Raw genomic sequence first — 20,682 nt, 5'->3', positions numbered from 1 at the left:
TCCATCCATCAAGAAAGCGGACGCCGCTCCCCCACCCAAAAATGATGGCAAATAAAATTATGCAAAATTGGCGTATCAGGTCGGCTGCCGACAAATCGACGTGGGTTAAAGCAAAGAAGGCTTCGCGGAACAACTATCACATCATTCGTTATCTTCGAAGTAGTGAAGTGGCCTTGTCCAGAAAGCCTTCATCTCGCAAGTTACGCCAAAACCTACGCCGAGCTACAATTAAATGGGGGGCATAACAACGCCGCAACATCGCCCGAAATGACATTACGTCTGGAAAAATAGCTGAGCATCGAAAATGGCGGGCGTGCCGACTTATGGGTGGCCCGACAAACAGCCTATGACCTTTGGCAAGCTCGCCGGAAAGGTGTGCCGCACGTCGAGCGAGTCCATCTCGCTGCTTGATGCAGGCATCGATGCGAAAATTGCCAGTCGGTCCAGTCGCTGATGGCTACCGTCAACAGAAGGCGCTTTGATCCCCCCAAAAAACACGCGGCGTCGCAGATGCCCTCCTTCCCCTGCATCATCGCTGCCGACCGGTTCGCCTCACATCTTTCTCATCTCAGCCTCACCTTTGCTTCCAGCCGGACCGCCTCAGCGAGCCGTTCGTCATCCGCTGCACTGCATATGGGCACTGGCGGTGATAGAGGGCACCAATCTTCTGAAAGCCGGGTTGGAAAATTCACCGCCCCATCACACCATCCTTCGAAAACAACACCGGCGCACCCTTCCCATTGATCACGACAGCCGTCAGCGCAGCGCGGTCGGCGCGCTGTGTCGCGGTGAAGTCCGGCGAGCCGCTTTGAGTTTCAAGCACAAAGCCATCGAGCCCGACACCCGCTACACCGTCGCGCGTGTCGACCAGATCGGTAATCGACCCGCTTGCGTGCGAATCGACATGCGACCAGGTTTCCCCCCGATCGCTACTCTCGTACAGATTGCCTAGCAGTCCGCCGACAAAGAGCCGGCCGTCCGCCGCGGCAACCCCCGCCCATAGCGAACCCTTGCCCCCCGTATCCAGCCACGTCCAGTTCGCGCCACCGTCCTTGGACCGCAATACCGCCCCCTGCTCCGCAGTCACATAGATTGAGTTCGTGCGATCGCTAAAGACACGATACAGATTCCGGTCCGCGCGACTGCCGCCCGCCGGCTTCGGCAGCGGAACCCGCGTCCAGGTGCTGCCGCCGTCGTGCGTCGCGAGCAGCAGCGACCAAAGCCCCGCCGCAAAACCGTCGCGCGCATTAAGAAAATCAACCGAGAAAAGCGGCTGGTCCGTCGACGTATCGACTCGCTGCAATTTCCAGGTCTCGCCGCCGTCCTCGGTGGCGATAATCGTCCCCCAATGCCCGGCCGCCCAACCGTGCCCGGCATCCGCAAATGTCACCGCGTTGAGGGTCGAACTGACCGGCACCCTGGCGGCCTGACGAAACGACCGGCCATCGTCGTCGGACAGCAGCACGATGCCGTGCTCGCCCACCGCCACGATGCGCGTCCCCGCGCGCGTTGCATCGAGCATCATTTTGGTTTCCGGGGCATGCCAGGCATGTGCGGGCGCCTCGATGAGCGTAGCGGGCTTGTCGGCCGTTTGCGCGAGCACCGGCAAGCAGGCGCACAACCCGGCGCAAACTGCGATTGTTTTCAGCATGGCTATCTGTTCCAGAAAAGTCCGTTCGGCTCAGTGACTCAGCAGGCCCGGCGCCCGCGCGGGCTTCGTTCGAGGGAACCAGCGCTCGAGCAGCGAAGCAAGCGCGGGCAGCGCGATCATCGCCATCAGCAGGTTGACCACGAACATGAAGGCCAGCAGCTTGCCCATATCGGCCTGAAACTTGAGCGCGGAGAAGCTCCAGGTCGCCACGCCAATCGCCAGCGTGATCGCCGTAAAGATCGTCGCCACGCCGACTTCGAGCATCGCATGCTCCACCGCCTTCACGATGCTTTCCCCGCCGGCAAGATGCAGTTGCAGCCGGTTGTAGATATAGAAGGCGTAATCGACGCCAATGCCCACGGCAAGCACCATGACGGGAAGCGTCGCAACCGTGAGTCCGATGTGCAGCGCCTTCATGAACCAGTAGCCAACGAAGGTCGCCACGGTGAGCGGCGCACAGCAGGCCACCATCGCGCGCCAGTCGCGGTAAGCCAGGAACACGAGGACCAGAATTGCCGCATACACATAGAGCATCATCGGCAGTTCGCTCTTCGCCACTTCCTCGTTGGTTGCCGCGAGCACGCCGGCGTTGCCCGCCGCGAGGCGTATCGCGACCCCGGGCATCTCGTGCGTCGCGCGGTATTGCTTCACGTCCGCGAGAATGCGATTGATGGTCGCCGCCTTGTGGTCGGCAAGGAAAAGGTGAACGGCGGTCATGCTGCAGTCGCTGTTCATGAAGCCTTTCACGCGTCCGACTTCGGCTGCCAGCGCACCGTAATTGCTGGCGTCGATCGGCACCACATTCATCTTCGGATAGCCTTCGTTGTAGCCTTCGTTATACGTGCGCAGCATCGCCGGAAACGACTGCACCGACACCACGCCAGGCTCGGTTTGCATGGCGGCCGCGAAATCGTCTTCATAGAAGCCGAGCGCGGGCTTGTCGCACGACGAACCGTTCGATTCGAAAACCACCGTGAGCCAGTCCAGTCCGACGTCGTAGCTGCCGGCAATCGAGAGCGCATCGCGGTTGAAGCGCGCATCCGCACGCAGTTCCGGAGCGCCCGGCTCCAGCGTGCCGATGACACGCTCGCGGCTCTGCCACACGGCCACTGCGAACACGACGAGCGTGAGCACGATGACCAGCGGCGCGTAGCGCGGCTCGGCAACGCGCGCGAGCCCCTGAAGCCACGCCGAACGGCGCTCGCGCCGCTCGAGGGCACGGTCCGCATAGGTCTTCGTGAAATCGAAGCACGACGCCACGACCGGCAGCATGAAGAGATTCGTCACGATTTTGTAGCCCACCCCGAGGGAAGCCGTGATGGCCAGCTCCCGCACCATGGGAATCGGAATCAGCAAAAGCGTGACGAACGAAACAAAGGCGGTGACGAGCGCGAGCACGCCTGGCACCAGCAATCCGCTGAAGCTGTGGCGGGCGGCCTCGAGCGGCGTGCGTCCGAGCGAGAGTTCGCGCACGATGTAGTTGACCTGCTGAACACCATGGGACACCCCAATGGCGAAGACGAGAAACGGCACGAGCACGGCAAGCGGATCGAGCCCGAAGCCGAGCAGCCTGAGCGTGCCGAACTGCCAGACGAGCGATGTCAACGAACAGGCGATCGGCAAGATCGTGAAGCGGATCGAGTGGCTGTACCAGTACACCGCGAGCGCGGTGAGAACGAGCGCGATGCCGCAGAAGCCGAGCACCGACGTCGCGCCGTCGGCAATATCGCCAATCTGCTTGGCGAAGCCGATGATCTGGATCTCGTAGCCTGCGTCCTCGAACGGCTTGCGGATCTGGCTCTCCAGCAGGCGGTTGAACGCCAGGTAGTCGAGCACCTTGCCGGAACGGTCCCGTTCGGTGAGTTCGGCCGTGATCATCGCGCTATCTTCGTGATGCGAAACGAGCGTGCCGATATAGCCGCCCTGCGTCGTGGAGCGGCGAATCTTTTCGATGATCGCGGGCGTCAACTGGTCCGGCGTGACCGTGCCGCTGATGATCGGGTCGGCGCGAAAGCCATCTTCCGTGATCTCGTTGACGTAAGCATTAGGCGTCCAGAGCGACTGCACGCCCAACCGGTCCACATTCGGCAGATACGTCACGGCCTGCGTGACCTTGTACAGGCGTGCGAGCCCATCGGGCGTCCAGATGGAGCCCTTGCGCGCGCGCACCACCACCGTGATGCGGTTCGCCCCGAACAGGTCGTTCCGGTACTTCTGGAACGTCTGGATGTACTCGTGTCCGATCGGCATCTGCTTGTCGAAGCCCGCGTCCATGCGCAACTGCGTGGCGAACACGGCCATGACCGCGGTGAATGCCGCAATCGCAATCAGCACGACGGCGCGATGACCAAACAAAAGCGTCTCAAGACGACAGACCAGGCGATTTAGCACGAAAATTTCCCTTCAGATTGGCAGACGGCGTTCGACGGCAAGAACCCGATTCCCGTTCGAGACCCTAGAAGTTCCGGGTCGCGAACATGCCGACGAAATTGCGGTCCGCGAAAGGCTGGCCCACCGTCTGGTGGCCGCCAAAGAACGCCGTGAAGTTGATCCCGGCCTGCCATACGGCCGGGTTCTGGTTGAACAGCACGTAGACGTTGACCGACTTCGCCCCTTGCAGGTAATTCGCGGAGAACGTCGGCGTATAGCCGTAGAGCGCATCCGAGAACGTCACGCCGGGCGTCACCTGCCAACCCGGGATGAGGCTGCCGTCGTAAGTCCAGTTGAAGTCGATGGTCGCGCCGACCGAACTGGACGTGCCTTGCGCCATGGCGATCGGATAGCCGACACCCGAGCCATAGTTGAGCCACGGCAGATAGCCAGCAGCAGGAACCTGCGTCACGGCTTGACCACCCACCGTGCGCGTCACGCCGCTCGAACTGAGGCCCGGATAGTAGATCCACGTCAGCTCGGTCGTCAGCACGGCCATATCCGCGCCGATCAGCTTGAGAAACGGGTACTCGCTGCGCGTGAGGCTGAGAATGCCATTGATGTCATACTGAATTTTCTTCTTGTCGGCCCACTGCTGGCAGTCGACGCCAAAAACCCCATTGGTGTTCGAATCGAGCGGACCGCCCGCGCCGAAACAGCTTGAAAGCGCAACGGCATCATGCGGACGATACGAGAGCTCGGTGCCGATTGCCCATTCGCCGAGTCCAAAGTTCGCACTGACACCGAAAAGCTGACGGTTCTGGAGAAAGGAGAACTGTGCGGTCCCGTTGGGCAGCGCCGATATCACTGGCGACTTGTCGGTATAGTTTTCGTAATAGAACGCGAAGTTCGCGTCGATTGTTCGCGGCCGGTAGTTGAACTTCACGCCGAATTGCGGCCGGTATTTTGCGGGCAGTTCAGTGGACACCGGAACGCCGATCGTATTGAACGGCGGCCCGGCGAAGTCGCCGTTGACAAGCCCGCCGTTGATCGCCGCAATCGTTCCGGCGTTGCCGCTATTGGGCCCCGCGATGGTTCCCGCACTGAAGCCCGCCGCGTTGAGGTTGTTCGTGTTCAGCGTAAGCGGTTCCGCACCGCGGCCAAAGCTGTTCGTGATCGACCAGTACGTGCCGACCGGCGGATAGCGATTTCCGTTCCATTGGAACTGGTAGTAATCCTCAGTACTGAATCCATGAGAAAGATCGGCTGCAAAGCTCAGCATCGGCGCGGGACGCAGCGCCTGCTTGAGCTGCGTGCCTGGAATCAGCAGCTTCTGGATATCCAGCGAGTTGGTCGCATTGATGCCACCCGCCGCGAACGCGCTCTCGCCCCAGTTGATCACCTGGTTGCCGAGCCGTACGTGCGCCGGCCTGTCGCTGATGGTGAAGTCCTTCTCGACCCACAAATCGAGCAGTTGCGCGTCGTACACCGCCTGCGCTTCCGCCGCGCTCGTGAGCGGCGTTCTCGCGGTATCCTTCGCGAGAAAATCGTACATGCCGGTGCCGCGGACCATGAACTTCACACCCTCGCTCGGCATCGTCAGGAGCAGCTCGCTGGTCGCGCTGACATACGTGCTATAGAGCTGGCCTTTCCGGTAGTTCAGGTTGCCGTTGTCGCCGAAACCCCATTGATTCGTGTTTGCCGCTGCCCCGCAGCCCTCGGCGTTGGGATCGCCGATCAACGAACAGCTCGGATTTTTCAGGCGTATGCCAGCCCCTGCCGTGAGGTTGGTCACCCACGATCCCTGCATGTCGCCCACGCCCGTCGTGAACTCATAGCCGTATGCGCTCGGGTTTGCCGCCCCCAATGCGACGAGCGAAGCGCAAACCGACTTCCCTATCCCCTGTGCCTTCATGGCTATCCTCTTTGTATGGGTTGAGGCGCATGGCGCGGGCGTGTGCTGGCCCGCGCCCCTTGCGCCGCACCCGGATCAACGCTCGCTGATCGAGCGCAGTGTCTCCGCACTGTAGTAGTCCGACTTGAAGCGGCTGTCGTTCGACTGCGAGTACCAGTGAATGTCCTTTCCCGCACCGATCGGCGACTGGTCGAACACGTAGCGCCCGTCGTTCAGGTCGTACTGCGCGAACGCTTCGAGGTCGCACGCGCCGCCCAGCTCCCAGACCGGAATCGGGTAGCCCTCGCGCACCTTCCAGAGCTTGCCTTGTGCGTCGTAGTCTTCGCCGACGAGTGCAAGCCAGCTGTCCTCGTCGAGATAGAAGATCTTCTTCGACGCGACATGTCGCGCCGTCGGCTTGACGGTCGCCTCGACGACCCAGACGCGATGCATCTCGTAGCGTCGGCTCGCCTCGCTCAGGCCGTCGGGCTTCGCGACGTCGGCGAACTTCGCGTTGAAGTCGTACATGGCGAAGTCGTTGTACGGCACGAGCATTTCGCGCTTGCCGATCAGCTTCCAGTCGAACCTGTCGATGAAGCCGTTGAACATGTTCGCGTCGTCTACCGTGTATTGATTCTCGTAACCGATCTGCGGCGCGTCGTGCGTATACGCCGGCATGCGGCGCACGCGGCGCTGGCCGGGAAAGTAGTAGAATGTTTCAGAGTCCTTATCGTAGTACTGGCGCTGCATGCCACCCTGTCCCGCCATCGCCGCCGGCGAGTTGTAGCCGAAGTAGCCTGCGAGGCTAAGCTGGTCGACGTCGCTCGGCGTGTTCTTGCCCAGCTTGCCCGACGGGAGATAGAAACTCTGCGGCCCCATCGTCATGATCCAGTCGTCGCTGCCCGGACGCGGCGATACGGCGGTCGTCGTCGACGGCCATTCGATACCGACGCCGCGATAGCGGTACTCGAAGTTCAGGATGGCCTCCGCGCCGTTTTGCGGCTTCGGAAAGGCGACGCCCGGAAAATACGCCGACTGAAGCATCGAGCCGCCCGCGTCGAGCTTCGCGGCGGTCAGGTTCTCGCGCGAATTCTGCTCGGCAACCTCGGGAAGCTGGCACTCGCGATGCGCCGGATAGACATCCATCCGGTATCCCTTGCGTTGCTTGATCAACTGAATCTGACCGGCCGAGAGGTGAGCGGCATACTTGTCGACGTTTGAGGCGTCGATCGAATAAAGCGGCTTCTCCGCGCGGTGCTTCCAGAAATCGCCGCGGTATTTGCCGTATGCCCAGCCCTGCTCGGGCGCCTCGCGTCCCGCGAACGCAGGGACGACCCCATCGCTGCTCGCCGCGGGATTCGCGCCCGCCGGCGTGAGGTTGTCCGCGGACGCCGCCAGGCAAGCAACCGAAACGGTGGCCGCGACGATACATGCAGCACCCATGCTCCGCTTCTTCATCATCTCTCTCCCTTCTGTCAAGTCGGGACCGACTTTAACGGACCGTGCATTGCGCGCCTGGCCCGAATCGGCAACTCGCACCCTTGGGGAAAATACGGGTGTGCCAGCTTGCAACCCGCCTTCCAGGCGTTTTTTTTCCGTGGTACGGTCCACCGCTACGGGTCCCGCAAGACGGAGGCGCGCCCGCGCGCACGCTCCAGAACCTGTCCCCGGAATTCAGCAACTCTCTTCAGGAAGGCCGGCGTAACCCGCTCGCCCGGCTTCGAACTTTGCAATGGCTACTCACTATTCCGTGCGGCATTACGCCGACGCCGGCGAACATGCGCAGCATCTCGCCAACATCGAGCAGCAATACTTTCAAATCGAAAGAGGGAAGTTCGGCGGCACCCTGGAACAGTTCGACCTGGACGGGCTGCATCTCTTCTGCGAACAGGTCAACCGGCGTGTCGTGGAATGCGGCCGGGTATCGGCAGGCATGGTCGGCATCGGCTGGGTTTCGCATTCGTCGGTGGCGCCCACGTCGCGCGGCCGCGAAATCACCAATCGCACCATTGGCGCCGCACGCAGCGACAACGATTGGGTCGTGCACCTTCCATCGGACGCCACGATGTTCGGCATTACCCTGGCCGAGTCGGAATTCGACAGCATGGCCGAACATCTCAGTCGCTCGACGCACCAGCGCGACGCCCGAAGTCATGCCCGGACGCCACACGGCGAGACGTCACCGGAAGCGCTCCACAGGCTCCATGCGCGTGTGGGCGAGCTAAGGGCAAACGCTGATCGGCTCGCGTGCCCCGCCACGCGATATGCCTTCCGTAAAGCGCTGCTCGACGACATGTTCCTGGCCATGGAGAAACTCGCGCCTGCGCCGCGTGAGGACCTGACCCGGCTCACCTACAGCGAGATCGTCCGGCGCAGCCAGGACTACGTGATGCGTCACGCGGGCAGTCCGGTGACAGTCCTCGATCTTTGCACCGAGCTGCGCGTGAGCCGCCGCACGCTGCAAACGTGCTTCCGGCAAATCACCGGCGAGTCGCCTGCCGATTATCTGCGCGCGGTGCGGCTGTGCGGCGTGCGCAAGATGCTGCGCGAAGAGCATGCCGCGCAAATGAGCATTGCGAGCATCGCCGCCCGTTGGGGTTTCGTCCATCTCGGCAAATTCGCCAGCAACTACCAGCGCCTGTTCGGCGAGCTACCCTCGCAGACTCCGCGCTTCGGCTCTCGCGCCTGAACCCACCGCGCCGAACGCGCGGCACTCACACCGAAAACCGCGTGGCCCTCGCGCGGTTTCCTGCCATACGCTCGCCGCACCAGGGCAAGCCCTCATCCACGGTCTGCCGATTCGAGCCATCGGGTCCGCTCATACCGTATTACAGTCCGCTCCGAATCGAGATTCGATCGAGGAGTGAACATGACCATCAGAAAGCGCGCCGCGGCTGCCGCGGCGGTTCTGGCATTCGCGGGCGCCGCAACGGCCGCTGAAAAGCCGGAAGAATTGACCATTCAGAAGATGCCGGCCTGGCATCCTCATGAGATTTTTATCGTCGATCCCTCCGGCGACGCCGCCACCGACGGCCGGATCTACCTGTACGACGCAGACGCGCGCAAGGAACTTGGCCAGATCGACGCGGGCTTTCTGCCGGGCTTCGTCATCTCGCCCGATCACAAGACGAGTGTCGTCGCGACAACTTACTTCTCGCGCGGATCGCATGGCGCGCGCACGGACGTGATGGAGTTCACCGATAACAGCACGCTCGATCACGCCGGCGAAACCATCATCCCGGCGAAGCACGCCCAATCGGTTCCTTCTGCATGGAACACGACTTTCAGTTCCGATGGTAAGCATATCTATGTTTCTAATCTCACGCCGTCGGCGTCAGTGAGCGTGGTCGACGCACGCTCGCGCAAGCTGGCCGGCGAGATCGACATGGCCGCCTGCGTGCTGGCCTTGCCGAGCGGTCCGAGCAAGTTCACGGCGTTGTGCGAAAGCGGCAAGGCGCTGACCATCACGCTCGACGCCAACGGCAAGGAAAGCCGCCGCGTCATGTCCGAACCGTTCATCGACGTCGAGCGCGACCCGGCGTTTGCGAACGCCTCGCCGTCGCAAGGCGGCTACGTCTTCACCACCTTCCACGGCATGATTCGCACTGCCGATTTCCGGGGCGAAAAGGCGGTGTTCGGCAAGCCCTGGCCGCTCGTCACCGACGCCGAACGCGCTTCCGGATGGCGGCCCGGCGGCCTCCAGCCGACTGCCGTCCACGACCGGACGCATCGCCTCTACGTCGCCATGCATCAAGGGGCCGACGGCTCGCACAAGGAACCCGCAAGCGAGATCTGGGTGTTCGACCTGAACACCCACAAGCGCATCGCGCGATGGAGCCTCGCGGATCAGAAGATCCCTCCGCTCGTCGCGTCGATTCAAGTCAGCCAGGACGACCACCCCCTGCTCTACGGCCTCACGCTGACCGGCGATCTGGTGGTGCAGGACGCGCAGACCGGCAAACTCCGCTACATCACGCAACACGTGGCGCGCACGCCGACGCTGCTCGTGAACCCCTGAGGCCGCCATGCAGATCGATCCTGTCCTCGCTGACGCCGCGCAATCGGGCGCGGCGATCATCGTCCTGCTGGGCGCGCTGGCCAAATGGAGACGTCCCGTCGCGTTCCGCGACGCACTCTCCGCATGGCGGATCGTTCCGGAAAGACTCGTCTGGCCTGGCGCCATCGCGATAGCGGCCGCGGAAACGCTCGGCGCGCTCGCGCTCCTTTGCAAGGAAACGCGCGCGGATGGAGCGACGCTGCTCATCGCCCTGTTCGCCCTTTTCGCCGCGGGTCTCGCGCTCAACATCCTGCGCGGCCATACGAACATCGATTGCGGCTGCTCCGGCCTGGCCGCCCTCGCGCAAGGAAGGCCCGACGCCGTCCCGCGCGGCATTGGCTGGTGGCACGTCGCGCGACTCGGCCTGCTTGCCGCGCTCACGGCCACGGCTTACCTGGAAAGCACTGCGCGCCCCACCGTCTCATTCGACTATCTCACGCTTTTATTCGCTGTCCTTTCGATCGTCTGCGTGCTGCTCGCGCTGGACGCACTGATCGCCAACGGCCCGAAGCTCGAACACCTGAGGAATTCATGATGCAAACCGCTCTCGCCGTTTCCACCGCCATGCTGTGGGCAGCCGTGCTCGCGCTTGGCGCAATCTGTCTCGCGCTCGTTCGTCAGGTCGGCATCCTGTACGAGCGCATCATGCCGGCCGGCGCGCTGATGATCGACAAGGGTCCGGCCGTCGGCGCGATCGCGCCGGTTTTCGAACTGACCGATATCCAGGGGCGCGCGGTGAAGATCGGCGGCCTCGACGCAACCGGCAAGGCCACCCTGCTGTTCTTCCTCTCGCCGACGTGTCCGGTCTGCAAGAAGCTCCTGCCGCTGCTGCCTTCGATTCAGACGAGCGAAGCGACGCCGGTCAACGTCGTGCTGGCAAGCGACGGCGACCTGGCCGACCACACGCGCTTCGCGCAGAAGCAACGGCTCGAGCGCTTCCCGTACGTGCTTTCCCAGGAACTCGGCATGGCTTACCAGATCGGCAAGCTTCCGTACGCGGTCCTGCTCGACGAAAACGGCAAGGTGCGCGCGAAAGGACTCGTCAATACGCGCGAGCACCTCGAAAGCCTGTTCGAAGCGAAGGAACGCGGCGTGGCGTCACTGCAGCAGTACGTGCACGGCGAACAGCACGCGTGAGCGCCGCCCCTCATTCAATTTGACCGGAGATTCCCTGTATGGCGTGGTTTGATTCATGGTTCGAGCATTCGGCGCGCGGCGTGGCGCAGCGAAGCTCCCGGCGCAGCGCGATGGCGCGGCTAGGCAAGGTGCTCGTTGGCTCGGCGCTCGTTCCCTTGCTGCCCGTCGATCGCACGGCTTACGCAGCAGACAGGGCCGCTGCCGCGAGCGGTGCGGGGGCGACCGCCCTCGCGCCGGGCGTCGACGACCCCACGAGCTGCGACTACTGGAAGTACTGCGCGATCGACGGCTGGCTCTGCAGTTGCTGCGGCGGCACGTCGAGCAGTTGTCCGCCGGGCACCACGGCTTCGCCGATTACGTGGATCGGCACCTGCCGCAATCCGCACGACGGCTCCGACTACATCGTTTCGTATAACGACTGCTGCGGCAAGACTTCCTGCGGGCAATGCTTCTGCAACCGCAACGAACGCGAAAAGCCGCTCTATAAACTTTCGCTCAATAACGACATCAACTGGTGCATGGCGAACAGCAATTCGAACTACCACTGCTCGGTGTCCGTTCTTCTGGGAGCCGCCAAACAATGAAAATCGCTGCCTTCAAGTTCCGCGGCGCCGCTGCGCTCATCGCGCTCGGCGCGATATCCGGCGCGGCCCGCGCCGAGGCGATCCATTTCCCGGCAGGCAAGGCGACCTTCGATGCCCGCTGCGCCGTCTGTCATCAGGCAGGCGGCAAAGGACAGGACGGCCTCGCGCCGCCGCTCACCGCGTATCCCGGCCACTATGCGGCCTCGGCGCAAGGCCGGCATCAGCTTCCGGATACGGTCCTGCACGGCATGTATGGGGAGATCCGCGTCGCGGACAAGACCTACAACTTCAAGATGCCCAACTTCGACAGCCTCAGCGACGACGAACTCGCCCAGGTGCTGAACTACGTCGTATTCGACCTGAACGGCAGCAGCCACGGCGCGGCGAAACCGTTCACGGCGGCGGAAATCAAGGCCTCCCGCGCGAAATCGATGGACGCCGGCGCTGTCTACGCTCAGCGCGCAGCCGTCACGAAAGCACTGGGCCTGCGATGAAAGCCGTTTTCCGGTCGATGACCTGCTGCCTCGTGCTGGTCTCGCTCTGGACGGGTGCCGCGACGGCGGGCGAACTCGGCGCGGCCGCCGACCATGACAGCGCGTGGCCCCTCGCCCGGCAGCACTGGATCCAGAACTGCATGGGCTGTCACACGGCCACCGGCGGCGGCATTGCCGGAAAGGTCCCGCCGCTTGCGCACTCGCTTGGCTACTTCGAGCGCGTGCCTGGCGGGCGCGAGTACGTCATGCGCGTGCCGGGCGCATCCAACTCCGCACTCTCGGATCAGCAGTTGGCCGACGTGCTGAACTGGCTGCTCATGACCATGAACCGCGAGGCGCTGCCACCGGACTTCAAGCCCTATACGGCGGCGGAAATCGCAGAACATCGCCGCCCGGCGTTTGCGGACGTCGCCCCACGCCGGGCGGCGCTCGTGCGTGAAATGCAGCGGCGCGGCATTCGCGAAGTCGCGCCCGTTTACTGAAACGGCCGCTGCACTCATCGGACGTTTCGTTGACGCCCCTGCCGCCGGTACACGGCGCAATTCACGCTGCGGTTGTGCGCCCCACTGCGAGGCGCAATGCCTCGACATCGAGAACATCGATCGCGCGGTAGCGGGTCTCGATCAAGCGCGCCTCCCGGAACTGCCTCAAGGCCGCTGCAACCGCCTCGCGCGTCACGCCCAGCGCTTCGGCAATATCCGTCTGCCGCACACCGAGAGACCGTCCGCCCGCACTCCGCTCCACCTCGGCGACGAGAAATTGGGCGACCCGTTGCGGCACCGAGAGGCGAAGTGCGCTGTCGAGCCTGTCCGCCGCATGAATCAACCTTTCGGCGAGTTCCGCGAGCAGCCGGTCGCGCAGACCGGGTTTGCGGTTCAGCAGATCCCTGAACTGACGATCGGAGAGGCGCAGCAGCCGGACAGACCCTACCGCCACGGCGTCATGCGTGCGCGCGCGCCCCGTCAGCAACGGAATCTCGCCAAACGTCTCCCCCGGTCCGAAAACGGCGGCGTTCACTTTGCGCCCGTCGAGATCGAGACGGCTGAAACTCACCTGACCCTCGATGATGATCTGCAGCGAGCGATCGCGATCGCCCTGCCGGTGGATCGTCTGCCCCGGGCGGTAGCGCACTTCCTTGCCCTCGGCGAACAGTTCGGCTCGCGTTGCCTCGTTGAGCACGGCGAACAGCAGATGAGGGCCGAGAGGGTCCTGGACAGTCATCGCTAACCCCAACATTGTGAACTACTTCATATTCTACCCGGCACCCGGCTGATAAAAATTTCGCGTGGCAAGCGTGGCATCGCAATCCGTCAGGAACAGAAAGCGGTGCCGATCCATTCACGAGCCAGGCACACACAGAATGAACGATGGAGACAACACAAGGACGGAGCGCGACAGCCCTCCGCCGGGGGCGTTTCGCCTCGAAATAGCCGACGGCGCAGGATCCGGCTGGCTGCGTCCCGGCGAAAGCGTGCTCAAGGCCGCGGTGCGCCAGGGCATCCGCATTCCGCACCTCTGCATGACGGGAGAATGCGGATCGTGCCGCTGCCGCCTCGTGCGCGGAAAGGTCCGGCTCAAGCGCGATATTTCCAGCCATGTCGATGCCGCGGCATTGCAGAGGGGCCACCTGCTGGCGTGCCAGAGCGAGGCGCAAAGCGACATTCTGCTCGCCGTGCCGGGCCTCTCGCATGGCATGGATGCAGGCGCGCTGATCAACACCGGCGGCCGCATCAAATCGGTTACGGAACTGAATCACGATATCCGCCTGCTTACGGTCGAGCTCGACGAGGCCCTCGCCTACCGCGCGGGACAATACGGACAGCTTTGCGTGCCTGGACATCCCTCGTTGGAGTCCGCGCCGCGTTGCTATTCGTTCAGTTGTGCTGCGCAAGACGGGCCGCAGACCGAGGTGCAATTCCACGTGCGGCGCGTGCCCGGCGGTCAGTTCACCGAATGGCTCTTTGCCGAAGACCGTGTCGGCCATGCGCTCGCCATCACGGGGCCGCTTGGCGATTTCGGCTTTCGCGACGACGGCCGCGCGGTCGTATGCGTGGCGGGCGGCAGCGGGCTCGCACCGATCAAGGCGATGCTCGAGCACATGAGCCAATTGCCGAGCGCGCCGGACACGACGCTCTTCTTTGCCGCGCGCAGCCAGCGCGACCTGTACTGCATGGACGCGCTGGAACGCCTGCAACGTCACTGGCCCGCGCCGGGGCGCCTGCTCGTGCTCCCGGTCCTCTCCGGCGAAGCCCCCGACTCGGGCTGGGAGGGCTTGCGCGGATTCTGCACCGACCATCTCGAACGTTTTTGCAGCCTTGCGGACACCAGCTTCTACCTGTGCGGACCACCGCCGATGATCGACGCAACGCTGGAAAAACTGCGCGGGCAAACGCCGCCGCATTGCATCCATTACGACCGGTTCTTCGACCGCAGCCATCTCGCCGAAGCCGCCGCCTGATCCCGAACACCAGAGACAAACATCATGATGAAGAAAACCCTTATCGCCAGCCTGCTGCTGTCCCTCGTTGCACACGCGCACGCCGCCGGCACTCCGATTCACCTCACCATTGGCGGCGCGATCAAGAACTCGTCGCGCATAAACATCACGCCCGAGCGCTCGCGCATTGACGTTCTCGTCGAAGGCGCGGGCGTCATCACCGCGCAGGGCAAGACGGTGCGCTTCTACGCGCTCTGCAACGTGATCGACACACTGGACGGCACGAAACAGGTCGAGGGAGGCGGCGACTGCGAGCTGAAGTCGACGGGCGGCGGCGTCGCCTACCTCCATTACAAGGGGGATGCCGAACACGCCGATCGCGGACAGATTTCCATCGAAAGCGGCACGGGCGACTTTGCCGGCATCTCGGGCAGCGTTGCTGTCGAGGCCAGTGTCAGCCCGACCAAGGTGGGAAAGGCGGTGTTCCTGATGGAAAACCAGCGTGACAGCGCCAGTCAGCCGTGAGCAAGGAGAAAGAACATGAATGTCGCAATCGTGTTTGGCCTGATGTTCTTCCTGCTCGTCCTCGATCTGTCGACGGGACAATTCCGCAACCCGCAAGCGTCGAGCAAGCGTGAGCTCTGCACCAACGTGTTGAGCCAGATCCTGACCTTTTCGGTTCGGGCGCTGCTGCTCGTGACGCTCGCCTGGCCGATTGCCCGCTTCCTGCCGCAATGGAAGGGCGCGCTGGCTCAAGTTCCGGTGTGGGCGATGTTCCTGATCATCCTCGTCATCGACGACTACCTGAACTACTGGCTGCATCGCATGGCGCACCAGTGGCCGTTGCTGTGGCGCCTGCACAAGCCCCATCACACGCCCACCTACCTGAACGTCCTGATGGCGGGACGAGAAAATACGTTCTACTACTTTCTCGTTCCGGCCTTGTGGATGGCGCCTGTGTTGATCTATCTCGGCGCCGGCACGGCTTCCGCGGTGGTATTCGGGTTCAAGGGGGTCGTGACGCTGCTGCAGCACACGGGCTATCGCTGGGACCTTTGGGTACGGCGATATCGCACTGGCCGTCTGGTGCTCGATGTCGTGGAGAAAGTCGTGGTGTTGCAGGACTTTCACCACGCGCATCATGGCATTGGCCGTTATGGCAATGCGTCTTCGAACTACGGCAATATCCTCTGCGTCTGGGACGTGCTGCACGGCACGACCCAACAGGCCCAACCACGGCGGCAGGACGCCTACGGCGTGCCCGCGGGCATGCCCGTGGAACCCGGCATGGCGCAACTGTTCTGGCCGCTTCTGCGTGACGGGCGTTCGAGTTTGAAGCAAGGGACGCCGTTGGCCCAAAGCTCGGAAGCAGCACTGGCTGCGGCGGATGCGGTGATCGTCACGGCCAGCGGCATCGCCATTGCCGTAACGAACTGAAGATGGCGCGACCGAGGCGTGTACGAACGCCTCGGCACGGAATGTGGATGCGCGCACAACTAGAGCGGCCGGTTCCAGACGGGCCGCCCGGGGTGCGCAACTCGTTCACATGTTTGGATAGTTCGGCCCACCGCCCCCTTCGGGGGTAACCCACACGATGTTCTGCGTCGGGTCCTTGATATCGCAGGTCTTGCAGTGCACGCAGTTTTGCGCGTTGATCTGCAGGCGGTCTTCGTCTGCATCGTCTTTCACGAATTCGTAGACGCCTGCGGGACAGAAACGCGATTCGGGGCCCGCGTAGGTTTTCAGGTTGATGCCGACCGGCACGGTGGCGTCTTTCAGCGTCAAATGCGCGGGCTGGTTTTCTTCGTGATTCGTATTGGAAATAAACACTGAAGAAAGACGGTCGAACGTGAGCTTGCCATCGGGTTTCGGATACTCAATGGGCTTGCACTGCGATGCAGGCTTGAGCATTTCATGATCGCGGTGCTGGTGATGCAGCGTCCACGGTACATTGCCGCCCATCAGCTTCTGCTCGACGCCCACCATCAACGTGCCCAGGTACAGGCCCTTGCTCATCCACTGCTTGAAGTTGCGCGCCTTGTACAGCTCCGTGTACAGCCACGATTGCTTGAACGCTTCTGGATACGCCGCGAGTTCATCGCTCTGGCGGCCGGCCTGCACCGCGTCGAACGCCGCTTCCGCCGCGAGCATGCCGGTCTTGATTGCCGCGTGGCTGCCCTTGATGCGCGCCGCGTTCAGGAAGCCCGCGTCGTCGCCGACCAGTGCGCCGCCCGGGAACACGAGCTTCGGCAGCGACATCAGCCCGCCCGCCGTCATCGCGCGTGCGCCGTACGAAACGCGTTTGCCGCCCTCCAGGTACTTGCGGATCGCCGGATGCGTCTTGTAGCGCTGGAATTCCTCGAACGGCGAGAGATACGGATTCTGGTACGCGAGACCGATGACAAAACCCACCATCACCTGGTTATTGTCGGTGTGGTACAGGAACGAGCCGCCGTAAGTGTCCTTTTCGAGCGGCCAGCCGGCCGTGTGGATCACCAGACCCGGCTTGTGCTTCGCGGGATCGATCTCCCACAGCTCCTTGATGCCGATGCCGTACACCTGCGGATCCGCGTCCTTGCCGAGCTTGAAGTGCTCGTTCAGTTGACGGCCCAGATGGCCGCGGCAGCCTTCGGCAAACAGCGTGTATTTGGCGTGCAGCTCCATGCCGAGCTGGAAATTCTCCGTGGGCTCGCCATCCTTGCCGACGCCCATATTGCCGGTGGCCACACCCTTGACCGAACCATCGTCGTTGAAGAGCACTTCGGCGGCCGGAAAGCCCGGGAAAATTTCCACGCCCAGCGCCTCGGCCTGCTGGCCCAGCCAGCGCGTGACGTTCGCGAGGCTGATCACATAGTTGCCGTGGTTCTTGAAGTTGTCCGGCAGCGCCCAGTTGGGCACCGTCTTCGCGCTGTTTTCCGAAAGGAAAAGAAATTGATCTTCGGTAACGGGCACGTTCAGCGGCGCGCCTTGCTCTTTCCAGTCGGGGATGAGCTCGCCGATGGCGCGCGGATCCATGACCGCGCCCGATAGGATATGCGCCCCGATCTCCGAGCCTTTTTCCAGCACGCATACGCCGATCTCAGCGCCTTTTTCTGCTCCCAGCTGTTTCAGGCGGATCGCCGCGGACAGGCCTGCCGGCCCGCCGCCCACGATCACCACGTCGTATTCCATCGACTCGCGCACAGGCGCGAAGCCGTCATTTTCAACTGTCGAGATACTCACGAAACCAGGCCTCCATACCTGCCGATATCCGGTACAAACATCGTTTTCCACAAACCAACGCTCTCAGACAATGCGCATTGCCGGCCGTCTGCGTTCGGGCGGAAATACGCACCACGATCCGTCTTCATGCCGGAAAAACAAAATAGAAAGAACACCTGACGAATTCGCAGTCTCCACGCGCACATAGCGCCACGCACGTTTGCGGCAATATCCGAACCCGGTGACCCGCGCCCGCCTTTCCGGGCTCGCGCCAATCCACTTCTCAACGAGCAGACGCAACGATCGTTCCGCGGTTTTCATCGATATCTCCAGTGCCATCTGTGCGCAGCATGCTGAGGAGGGCCAAGGTCCATTCCTGAAACAACGCGACTGTGCCCTACTTCTGAACGAAATGCCCGATAACACGGGCTACTCCAGGTAGCAAGGTAACGCCATGCGCGACGGACCTCCCCCCCCAAAAGCGGGGGTATCTAACCGCTCTCGCGCATCACTCCGCCGACTGCGTCGGCGCGTTCGACTTTTGTGCCGCCCGAGTGCAACACCTCTTGTCACACCAAAATCCGATATCCGCCACGCCGCGCGGGGAAAGATCCGTTTCCCATGTGGCAACGCCTACCACCCCCAACGTTGGGGGGGGAGACTGGGGCCGTCATTTGCCTACGCTTGGTCATCCGAGGCATTCAGACCGCCACGGACCGCAATCCCGTAACCCTCCCGTCAAGGACATGGATGCAATGCTCCCGATGAATGCATTGTTGAACCCGGGCTCGGTCGCTGTGGTCGGCGCATCGGACGATCCGACCCGCATAGGCGGCCGCCCGATCGAAGCCATGCGACGGCTCGGCTTCGGCGGCCGCATCTTTCCGGTCAATCCGCACCGAAACGAAGTGCAGGGGCTGCCCGCCTACGCTTCGATCGCCGCATTGCCGAAAACGCCGCACGCCGCGATCGTCGCTGTCCCCGCCCTGCAGGCGCTGGATGCCGTGAAGGCGCTGGCCGAGCGCGGCGTTCGCGCGGCAATCGTGTTCAGCGCGGGCTTCGCGGAGACCGGCGCGCCGGGCAGCGCGCTGCAGGCCAGCCTGGCAACGGCGGCAAGCCGCAGCGGCATGCGGCTGCTGGGTCCGAACGCACTCGGATGCGTGAACTTTCACAGCGGCTTCGTGGGCAGTTTTCTCTCGACCGACGTCACGGCCAACGTGCGCCCCGGAAACGTAGGCATCGCCAGCCAATCGGGCGCGTACGGAGGGCACCTTCTAGCCGCGGCCGCCGACGCCGGTGTCGGCATCTCCAGCATTTTCATGACGGGCAACGAGGCCGATCTCACGCTGGCCGACGTCGTCCATTTGATGGTGGAGGACCCCGACACCACGGTCATCGCGCTCTACGCGGAAGGTATTCAAGACGGCCCGGGCCTGCTCGCCGCGCTTCAGGCCGCGCGCCGGGCCCGCAAGCCTGTCGTGATGTTGAAGGTCGGCCGCAGCGCGCTGGGCAGCGCCGCAGCGCTTTCGCACACGGCGTCGATCGTCGGCGACGACGCCGTGTGCGACGCCGTTCTCGCCGAAGCCGGCGTCGTGCGCGCGAGCACCACTGAGGCGCTTCTCGACATCGTGCGGCTTGCCACGCGCGGCATCTTTCCCGAACGCAATACGCTTGGCATGGTCACGGTCAGCGGCGGTGCGGGCGTCATCGTTTCGGACGCTGCGCAAGCGCTGAGGCTGCCCATGCCGGAATTGCCGGCACACGCGCAGCACAAGTTGCTCGAACTGCTGCCGATTTGTTCGCCACGCAATCCGGTCGACACGACCGGCCAGTTCATCAACGACCCGTCCATCATCGAACCGTTCGTCGACACCATGCTGGACGAAGGCGGCTATCGGACGTTGCTCGGATTCTTCACCTACGCCGGCACTGCGCCCAATGTATGGAGGGGCCTGCTCGAGCGGATGGCACGGGTGCGGGCGCGCCATCCGGACCGCCTTTATGTGCTGATCCTGCGCGGGTCGCGCGCAACGCTGGACGCTTTCGAGGAACAGGGCTTCACCGTTTTCGAAGACCTCAACCGCGCAGTCGCCGCGATTGCCGCCATGGGGCACATTGGCCGCAGCTTCGCTGCAGACGCGCAGCCGGGTGCCCCGATCCCGGCCTTAGCGCCGATTGCACTGCCGTCGGGCCCGCTCACCGAAGCCCAGGCCAAGCAGTTGCTCGCCGCCGCCGGTATCGCCAGCGTCCCGGAACGGGCCTGCGCCGATGCCGAATCCGCCGTGCGCGCGGCGCGCGAATTCGGCTTCCCCGTGGTTTTGAAGATCCTGTCGCCCGATATCCTGCACAAGTCCGAGGCAGGCGGCGTATTACTCGGCGTAAGCGATGAAAGCGCCGTGCACAGCGGCTTCGGCACACTGTTTCAGCGCGCCCGCAACGCCGCACCGCGAGCCCGGCTGGACGGTGTGCTGGTAGCCCGCCAGATCATGGGCGGCGTGGAGTGCATCATGGGCATTCAGCGCGATCCGGTCTTCGGTCCGATCGCGATGTTCGGCCTGGGCGGCGTATTCGTCGAGATCCTGAATGACGTCGTCCTGCATCGTTGTCCGTTTGGCGTCGACGTCGCCGAGCGGATGATCCGCTCGATTCGCGGTGCACCGTTGTTGCTCGGCGCGCGCGGCCGGCCAGTTACCGATATTGCCGCACTCGCACGCATGCTGTCGAAGCTTTCGGCCTTTGCGATAGCCGCCGGGCCGCGCCTGCAATCGCTCGATCTCAATCCCGTCTTCGCCATGCCCGAGGGCGAAGGGGCCCTGGCTGCCGACGCGGCCATCGTCGCCGACGAAGCTCCGTGATC

At 63.3% G+C, this 20,682-nt stretch carries 18 protein-coding genes and 1 pseudogene; 12 read left to right on the top strand and 7 right to left on the bottom strand.

The window, feature by feature from the left end:
• Nucleotides 1-240: 240 nt before the first annotated feature.
• A pseudogene (locus NH14_RS33525) lies at nucleotides 241-411 on the top strand (helix-turn-helix domain-containing protein); the annotation flags it as partial.
• Nucleotides 412-688: 277 nt separating this feature from the next.
• Here the strand turns inward: NH14_RS33525 and NH14_RS15920 are convergent.
• From NH14_RS15920 to NH14_RS15905, 4 genes are all read right to left on the bottom strand, one after another.
• Nucleotides 689-1,651 (bottom strand): WD40/YVTN/BNR-like repeat-containing protein, encoded by a 963-nt coding sequence (locus NH14_RS15920; protein ID WP_035532738.1) that lies wholly within the window; start codon nucleotides 1,649-1,651, stop codon nucleotides 689-691.
• Between the two features lie 30 nt (nucleotides 1,652-1,681).
• Nucleotides 1,682-4,042, bottom strand: coding sequence for an efflux RND transporter permease subunit (locus tag NH14_RS15915; protein ID WP_035532740.1), 2,361 nt, complete (start codon nucleotides 4,040-4,042; stop codon nucleotides 1,682-1,684).
• A gap of 64 nt (nucleotides 4,043-4,106) precedes the next feature.
• Nucleotides 4,107-5,936, bottom strand: a complete 1,830-nt coding sequence (locus NH14_RS15910) for a DUF1302 domain-containing protein (RefSeq protein WP_035532743.1) — start codon at nucleotides 5,934-5,936, stop codon at nucleotides 4,107-4,109.
• A gap of 75 nt (nucleotides 5,937-6,011) precedes the next feature.
• The gene (locus tag NH14_RS15905; RefSeq protein WP_035532746.1) at nucleotides 6,012-7,376 is read right to left on the bottom strand and encodes a DUF1329 domain-containing protein; all 1,365 of its coding nucleotides are present in this window, start codon (nucleotides 7,374-7,376) and stop codon (nucleotides 6,012-6,014) included.
• Between the two features lie 289 nt (nucleotides 7,377-7,665).
• Between NH14_RS15905 and NH14_RS34015 the strand changes: the two genes are divergently transcribed.
• The 7 genes from NH14_RS34015 to NH14_RS15870 all read left to right on the top strand — a co-directional run bounded on the left by NH14_RS34015 (nucleotide 7,666) and on the right by NH14_RS15870 (nucleotide 12,669).
• Complete coding sequence (locus NH14_RS34015; RefSeq protein ID WP_161790882.1) at nucleotides 7,666-8,604, top strand: helix-turn-helix domain-containing protein; 939 nt, start codon at nucleotides 7,666-7,668, stop codon at nucleotides 8,602-8,604.
• Nucleotides 8,605-8,784: 180 nt separating this feature from the next.
• Complete coding sequence (locus NH14_RS15895; protein WP_035532752.1) at nucleotides 8,785-9,933, top strand: amine dehydrogenase large subunit; 1,149 nt, start codon at nucleotides 8,785-8,787, stop codon at nucleotides 9,931-9,933.
• 7 nt (nucleotides 9,934-9,940) lie between these two features.
• On the top strand, nucleotides 9,941-10,507 hold the full coding sequence (locus NH14_RS15890) for a MauE/DoxX family redox-associated membrane protein (protein WP_035532755.1): 567 nt from the start codon (nucleotides 9,941-9,943) through the stop codon (nucleotides 10,505-10,507).
• Nucleotides 10,504-11,109 carry a methylamine dehydrogenase accessory protein MauD gene (mauD, locus tag NH14_RS15885; RefSeq protein WP_035532758.1) on the top strand — a complete coding sequence of 202 codons (606 nt, stop codon included), beginning with the start codon at nucleotides 10,504-10,506 and terminating at the stop codon, nucleotides 11,107-11,109. Before NH14_RS15890 ends, mauD begins: the two co-directional genes overlap by 4 nt.
• Nucleotides 11,110-11,147: 38 nt before the next feature.
• Complete coding sequence (locus NH14_RS15880) at nucleotides 11,148-11,693, top strand: methylamine dehydrogenase light chain (RefSeq protein WP_035532760.1); 546 nt, start codon at nucleotides 11,148-11,150, stop codon at nucleotides 11,691-11,693.
• Nucleotides 11,690-12,187, top strand: coding sequence for a c-type cytochrome (locus tag NH14_RS15875; protein WP_035532762.1), 498 nt, complete (start codon nucleotides 11,690-11,692; stop codon nucleotides 12,185-12,187). The genes NH14_RS15880 and NH14_RS15875 overlap by 4 nt, the downstream gene beginning before the upstream one ends.
• Nucleotides 12,184-12,669: a c-type cytochrome gene (locus NH14_RS15870; RefSeq protein WP_035532764.1), complete on the top strand. Its 486-nt coding sequence runs from the start codon at nucleotides 12,184-12,186 to the stop codon at nucleotides 12,667-12,669. Before NH14_RS15875 ends, NH14_RS15870 begins: the two co-directional genes overlap by 4 nt.
• A 61-nt stretch (nucleotides 12,670-12,730) precedes the next feature.
• Here the strand turns inward: NH14_RS15870 and NH14_RS15865 are convergent, their stop codons facing one another.
• Entirely contained in the window at nucleotides 12,731-13,366 is a 636-nt protein-coding gene (locus tag NH14_RS15865; RefSeq protein WP_161790883.1) for a Crp/Fnr family transcriptional regulator, read from the bottom strand.
• A gap of 181 nt (nucleotides 13,367-13,547) precedes the next feature.
• On the opposite strand from NH14_RS15865, the gene NH14_RS15860 reads away from it, so the two are divergent.
• From NH14_RS15860 to NH14_RS15850, 3 genes are read left to right on the top strand one after another with little or no spacing between them, the layout of a single operon-like run.
• On the top strand, nucleotides 13,548-14,645 hold the full coding sequence (locus NH14_RS15860) for a 2Fe-2S iron-sulfur cluster-binding protein (protein ID WP_052148445.1): 1,098 nt from the start codon (nucleotides 13,548-13,550) through the stop codon (nucleotides 14,643-14,645).
• A 24-nt stretch (nucleotides 14,646-14,669) separates the two neighbouring features.
• Nucleotides 14,670-15,149, top strand: coding sequence for a hypothetical protein (locus tag NH14_RS15855; RefSeq protein ID WP_035532768.1), 480 nt, complete (start codon nucleotides 14,670-14,672; stop codon nucleotides 15,147-15,149).
• 15 nt (nucleotides 15,150-15,164) lie between these two features.
• Nucleotides 15,165-16,061 (top strand): sterol desaturase family protein, encoded by an 897-nt coding sequence (locus NH14_RS15850; RefSeq protein WP_035532770.1) that lies wholly within the window; start codon nucleotides 15,165-15,167, stop codon nucleotides 16,059-16,061.
• A 105-nt stretch (nucleotides 16,062-16,166) separates the two neighbouring features.
• Here the strand turns inward: NH14_RS15850 and NH14_RS15845 are convergent, their stop codons facing one another.
• Complete coding sequence (locus NH14_RS15845) at nucleotides 16,167-17,795, bottom strand: electron transfer flavoprotein-ubiquinone oxidoreductase (RefSeq protein WP_052148455.1); 1,629 nt, start codon at nucleotides 17,793-17,795, stop codon at nucleotides 16,167-16,169.
• 114 nt (nucleotides 17,796-17,909) lie between these two features.
• A complete protein-coding gene (locus NH14_RS15840; protein WP_084225890.1) occupies nucleotides 17,910-18,146 on the bottom strand; it encodes a hypothetical protein in 237 nt (78 codons plus the stop codon).
• A gap of 434 nt (nucleotides 18,147-18,580) precedes the next feature.
• Here NH14_RS15840 and NH14_RS15835 point away from each other — a divergent pair, with 434 nt between their 5' ends.
• Nucleotides 18,581-20,680 carry an acetate--CoA ligase family protein gene (locus NH14_RS15835; RefSeq protein WP_237179648.1) on the top strand — a complete coding sequence of 700 codons (2,100 nt, stop codon included), beginning with the start codon at nucleotides 18,581-18,583 and terminating at the stop codon, nucleotides 20,678-20,680.
• Nucleotides 20,681-20,682: the final 2 nt, after the last annotated feature.

This window comes from Paraburkholderia sacchari, assembly GCF_000785435.2.
GTDB classification, from domain to species: Bacteria; Pseudomonadota; Gammaproteobacteria; order Burkholderiales; family Burkholderiaceae; genus Paraburkholderia; species Paraburkholderia sacchari.
Note: the sequence above shows the minus strand (reverse complement) of the source record. Positions and strands in the feature narration are given on the sequence as shown.

Coding starts and splice junctions, on each gene's coding strand:
- NH14_RS15895 (WP_035532752.1), top strand. CDS start 8,785: ATGACCATCAGAAAGCGCGCCGCGGCTGCCGCGGCGGTTCTGGCATTC.
- NH14_RS15860 (WP_052148445.1), top strand. CDS start 13,548: ATGAACGATGGAGACAACACAAGGACGGAGCGCGACAGCCCTCCGCCG.
- NH14_RS15835 (WP_237179648.1), top strand. CDS start 18,581: ATGCTCCCGATGAATGCATTGTTGAACCCGGGCTCGGTCGCTGTGGTC.
- NH14_RS15870 (WP_035532764.1), top strand. CDS start 12,184: ATGAAAGCCGTTTTCCGGTCGATGACCTGCTGCCTCGTGCTGGTCTCG.
- NH14_RS15910 (WP_035532743.1), bottom strand. CDS start 5,936: ATGAAGGCACAGGGGATAGGGAAGTCGGTTTGCGCTTCGCTCGTCGCA.
- NH14_RS15920 (WP_035532738.1), bottom strand. CDS start 1,651: ATGCTGAAAACAATCGCAGTTTGCGCCGGGTTGTGCGCCTGCTTGCCG.
- NH14_RS15880 (WP_035532760.1), top strand. CDS start 11,148: ATGGCGTGGTTTGATTCATGGTTCGAGCATTCGGCGCGCGGCGTGGCG.
- NH14_RS15850 (WP_035532770.1), top strand. CDS start 15,165: ATGAATGTCGCAATCGTGTTTGGCCTGATGTTCTTCCTGCTCGTCCTC.
- NH14_RS15840 (WP_084225890.1), bottom strand. CDS start 18,146: ATGAAAACCGCGGAACGATCGTTGCGTCTGCTCGTTGAGAAGTGGATT.
- NH14_RS15845 (WP_052148455.1), bottom strand. CDS start 17,795: ATGGAATACGACGTGGTGATCGTGGGCGGCGGGCCGGCAGGCCTGTCC.
- NH14_RS15875 (WP_035532762.1), top strand. CDS start 11,690: ATGAAAATCGCTGCCTTCAAGTTCCGCGGCGCCGCTGCGCTCATCGCG.
- mauD (WP_035532758.1), top strand. CDS start 10,504: ATGATGCAAACCGCTCTCGCCGTTTCCACCGCCATGCTGTGGGCAGCC.
- NH14_RS15905 (WP_035532746.1), bottom strand. CDS start 7,376: ATGATGAAGAAGCGGAGCATGGGTGCTGCATGTATCGTCGCGGCCACC.
- NH14_RS15855 (WP_035532768.1), top strand. CDS start 14,670: ATGATGAAGAAAACCCTTATCGCCAGCCTGCTGCTGTCCCTCGTTGCA.
- NH14_RS15890 (WP_035532755.1), top strand. CDS start 9,941: ATGCAGATCGATCCTGTCCTCGCTGACGCCGCGCAATCGGGCGCGGCG.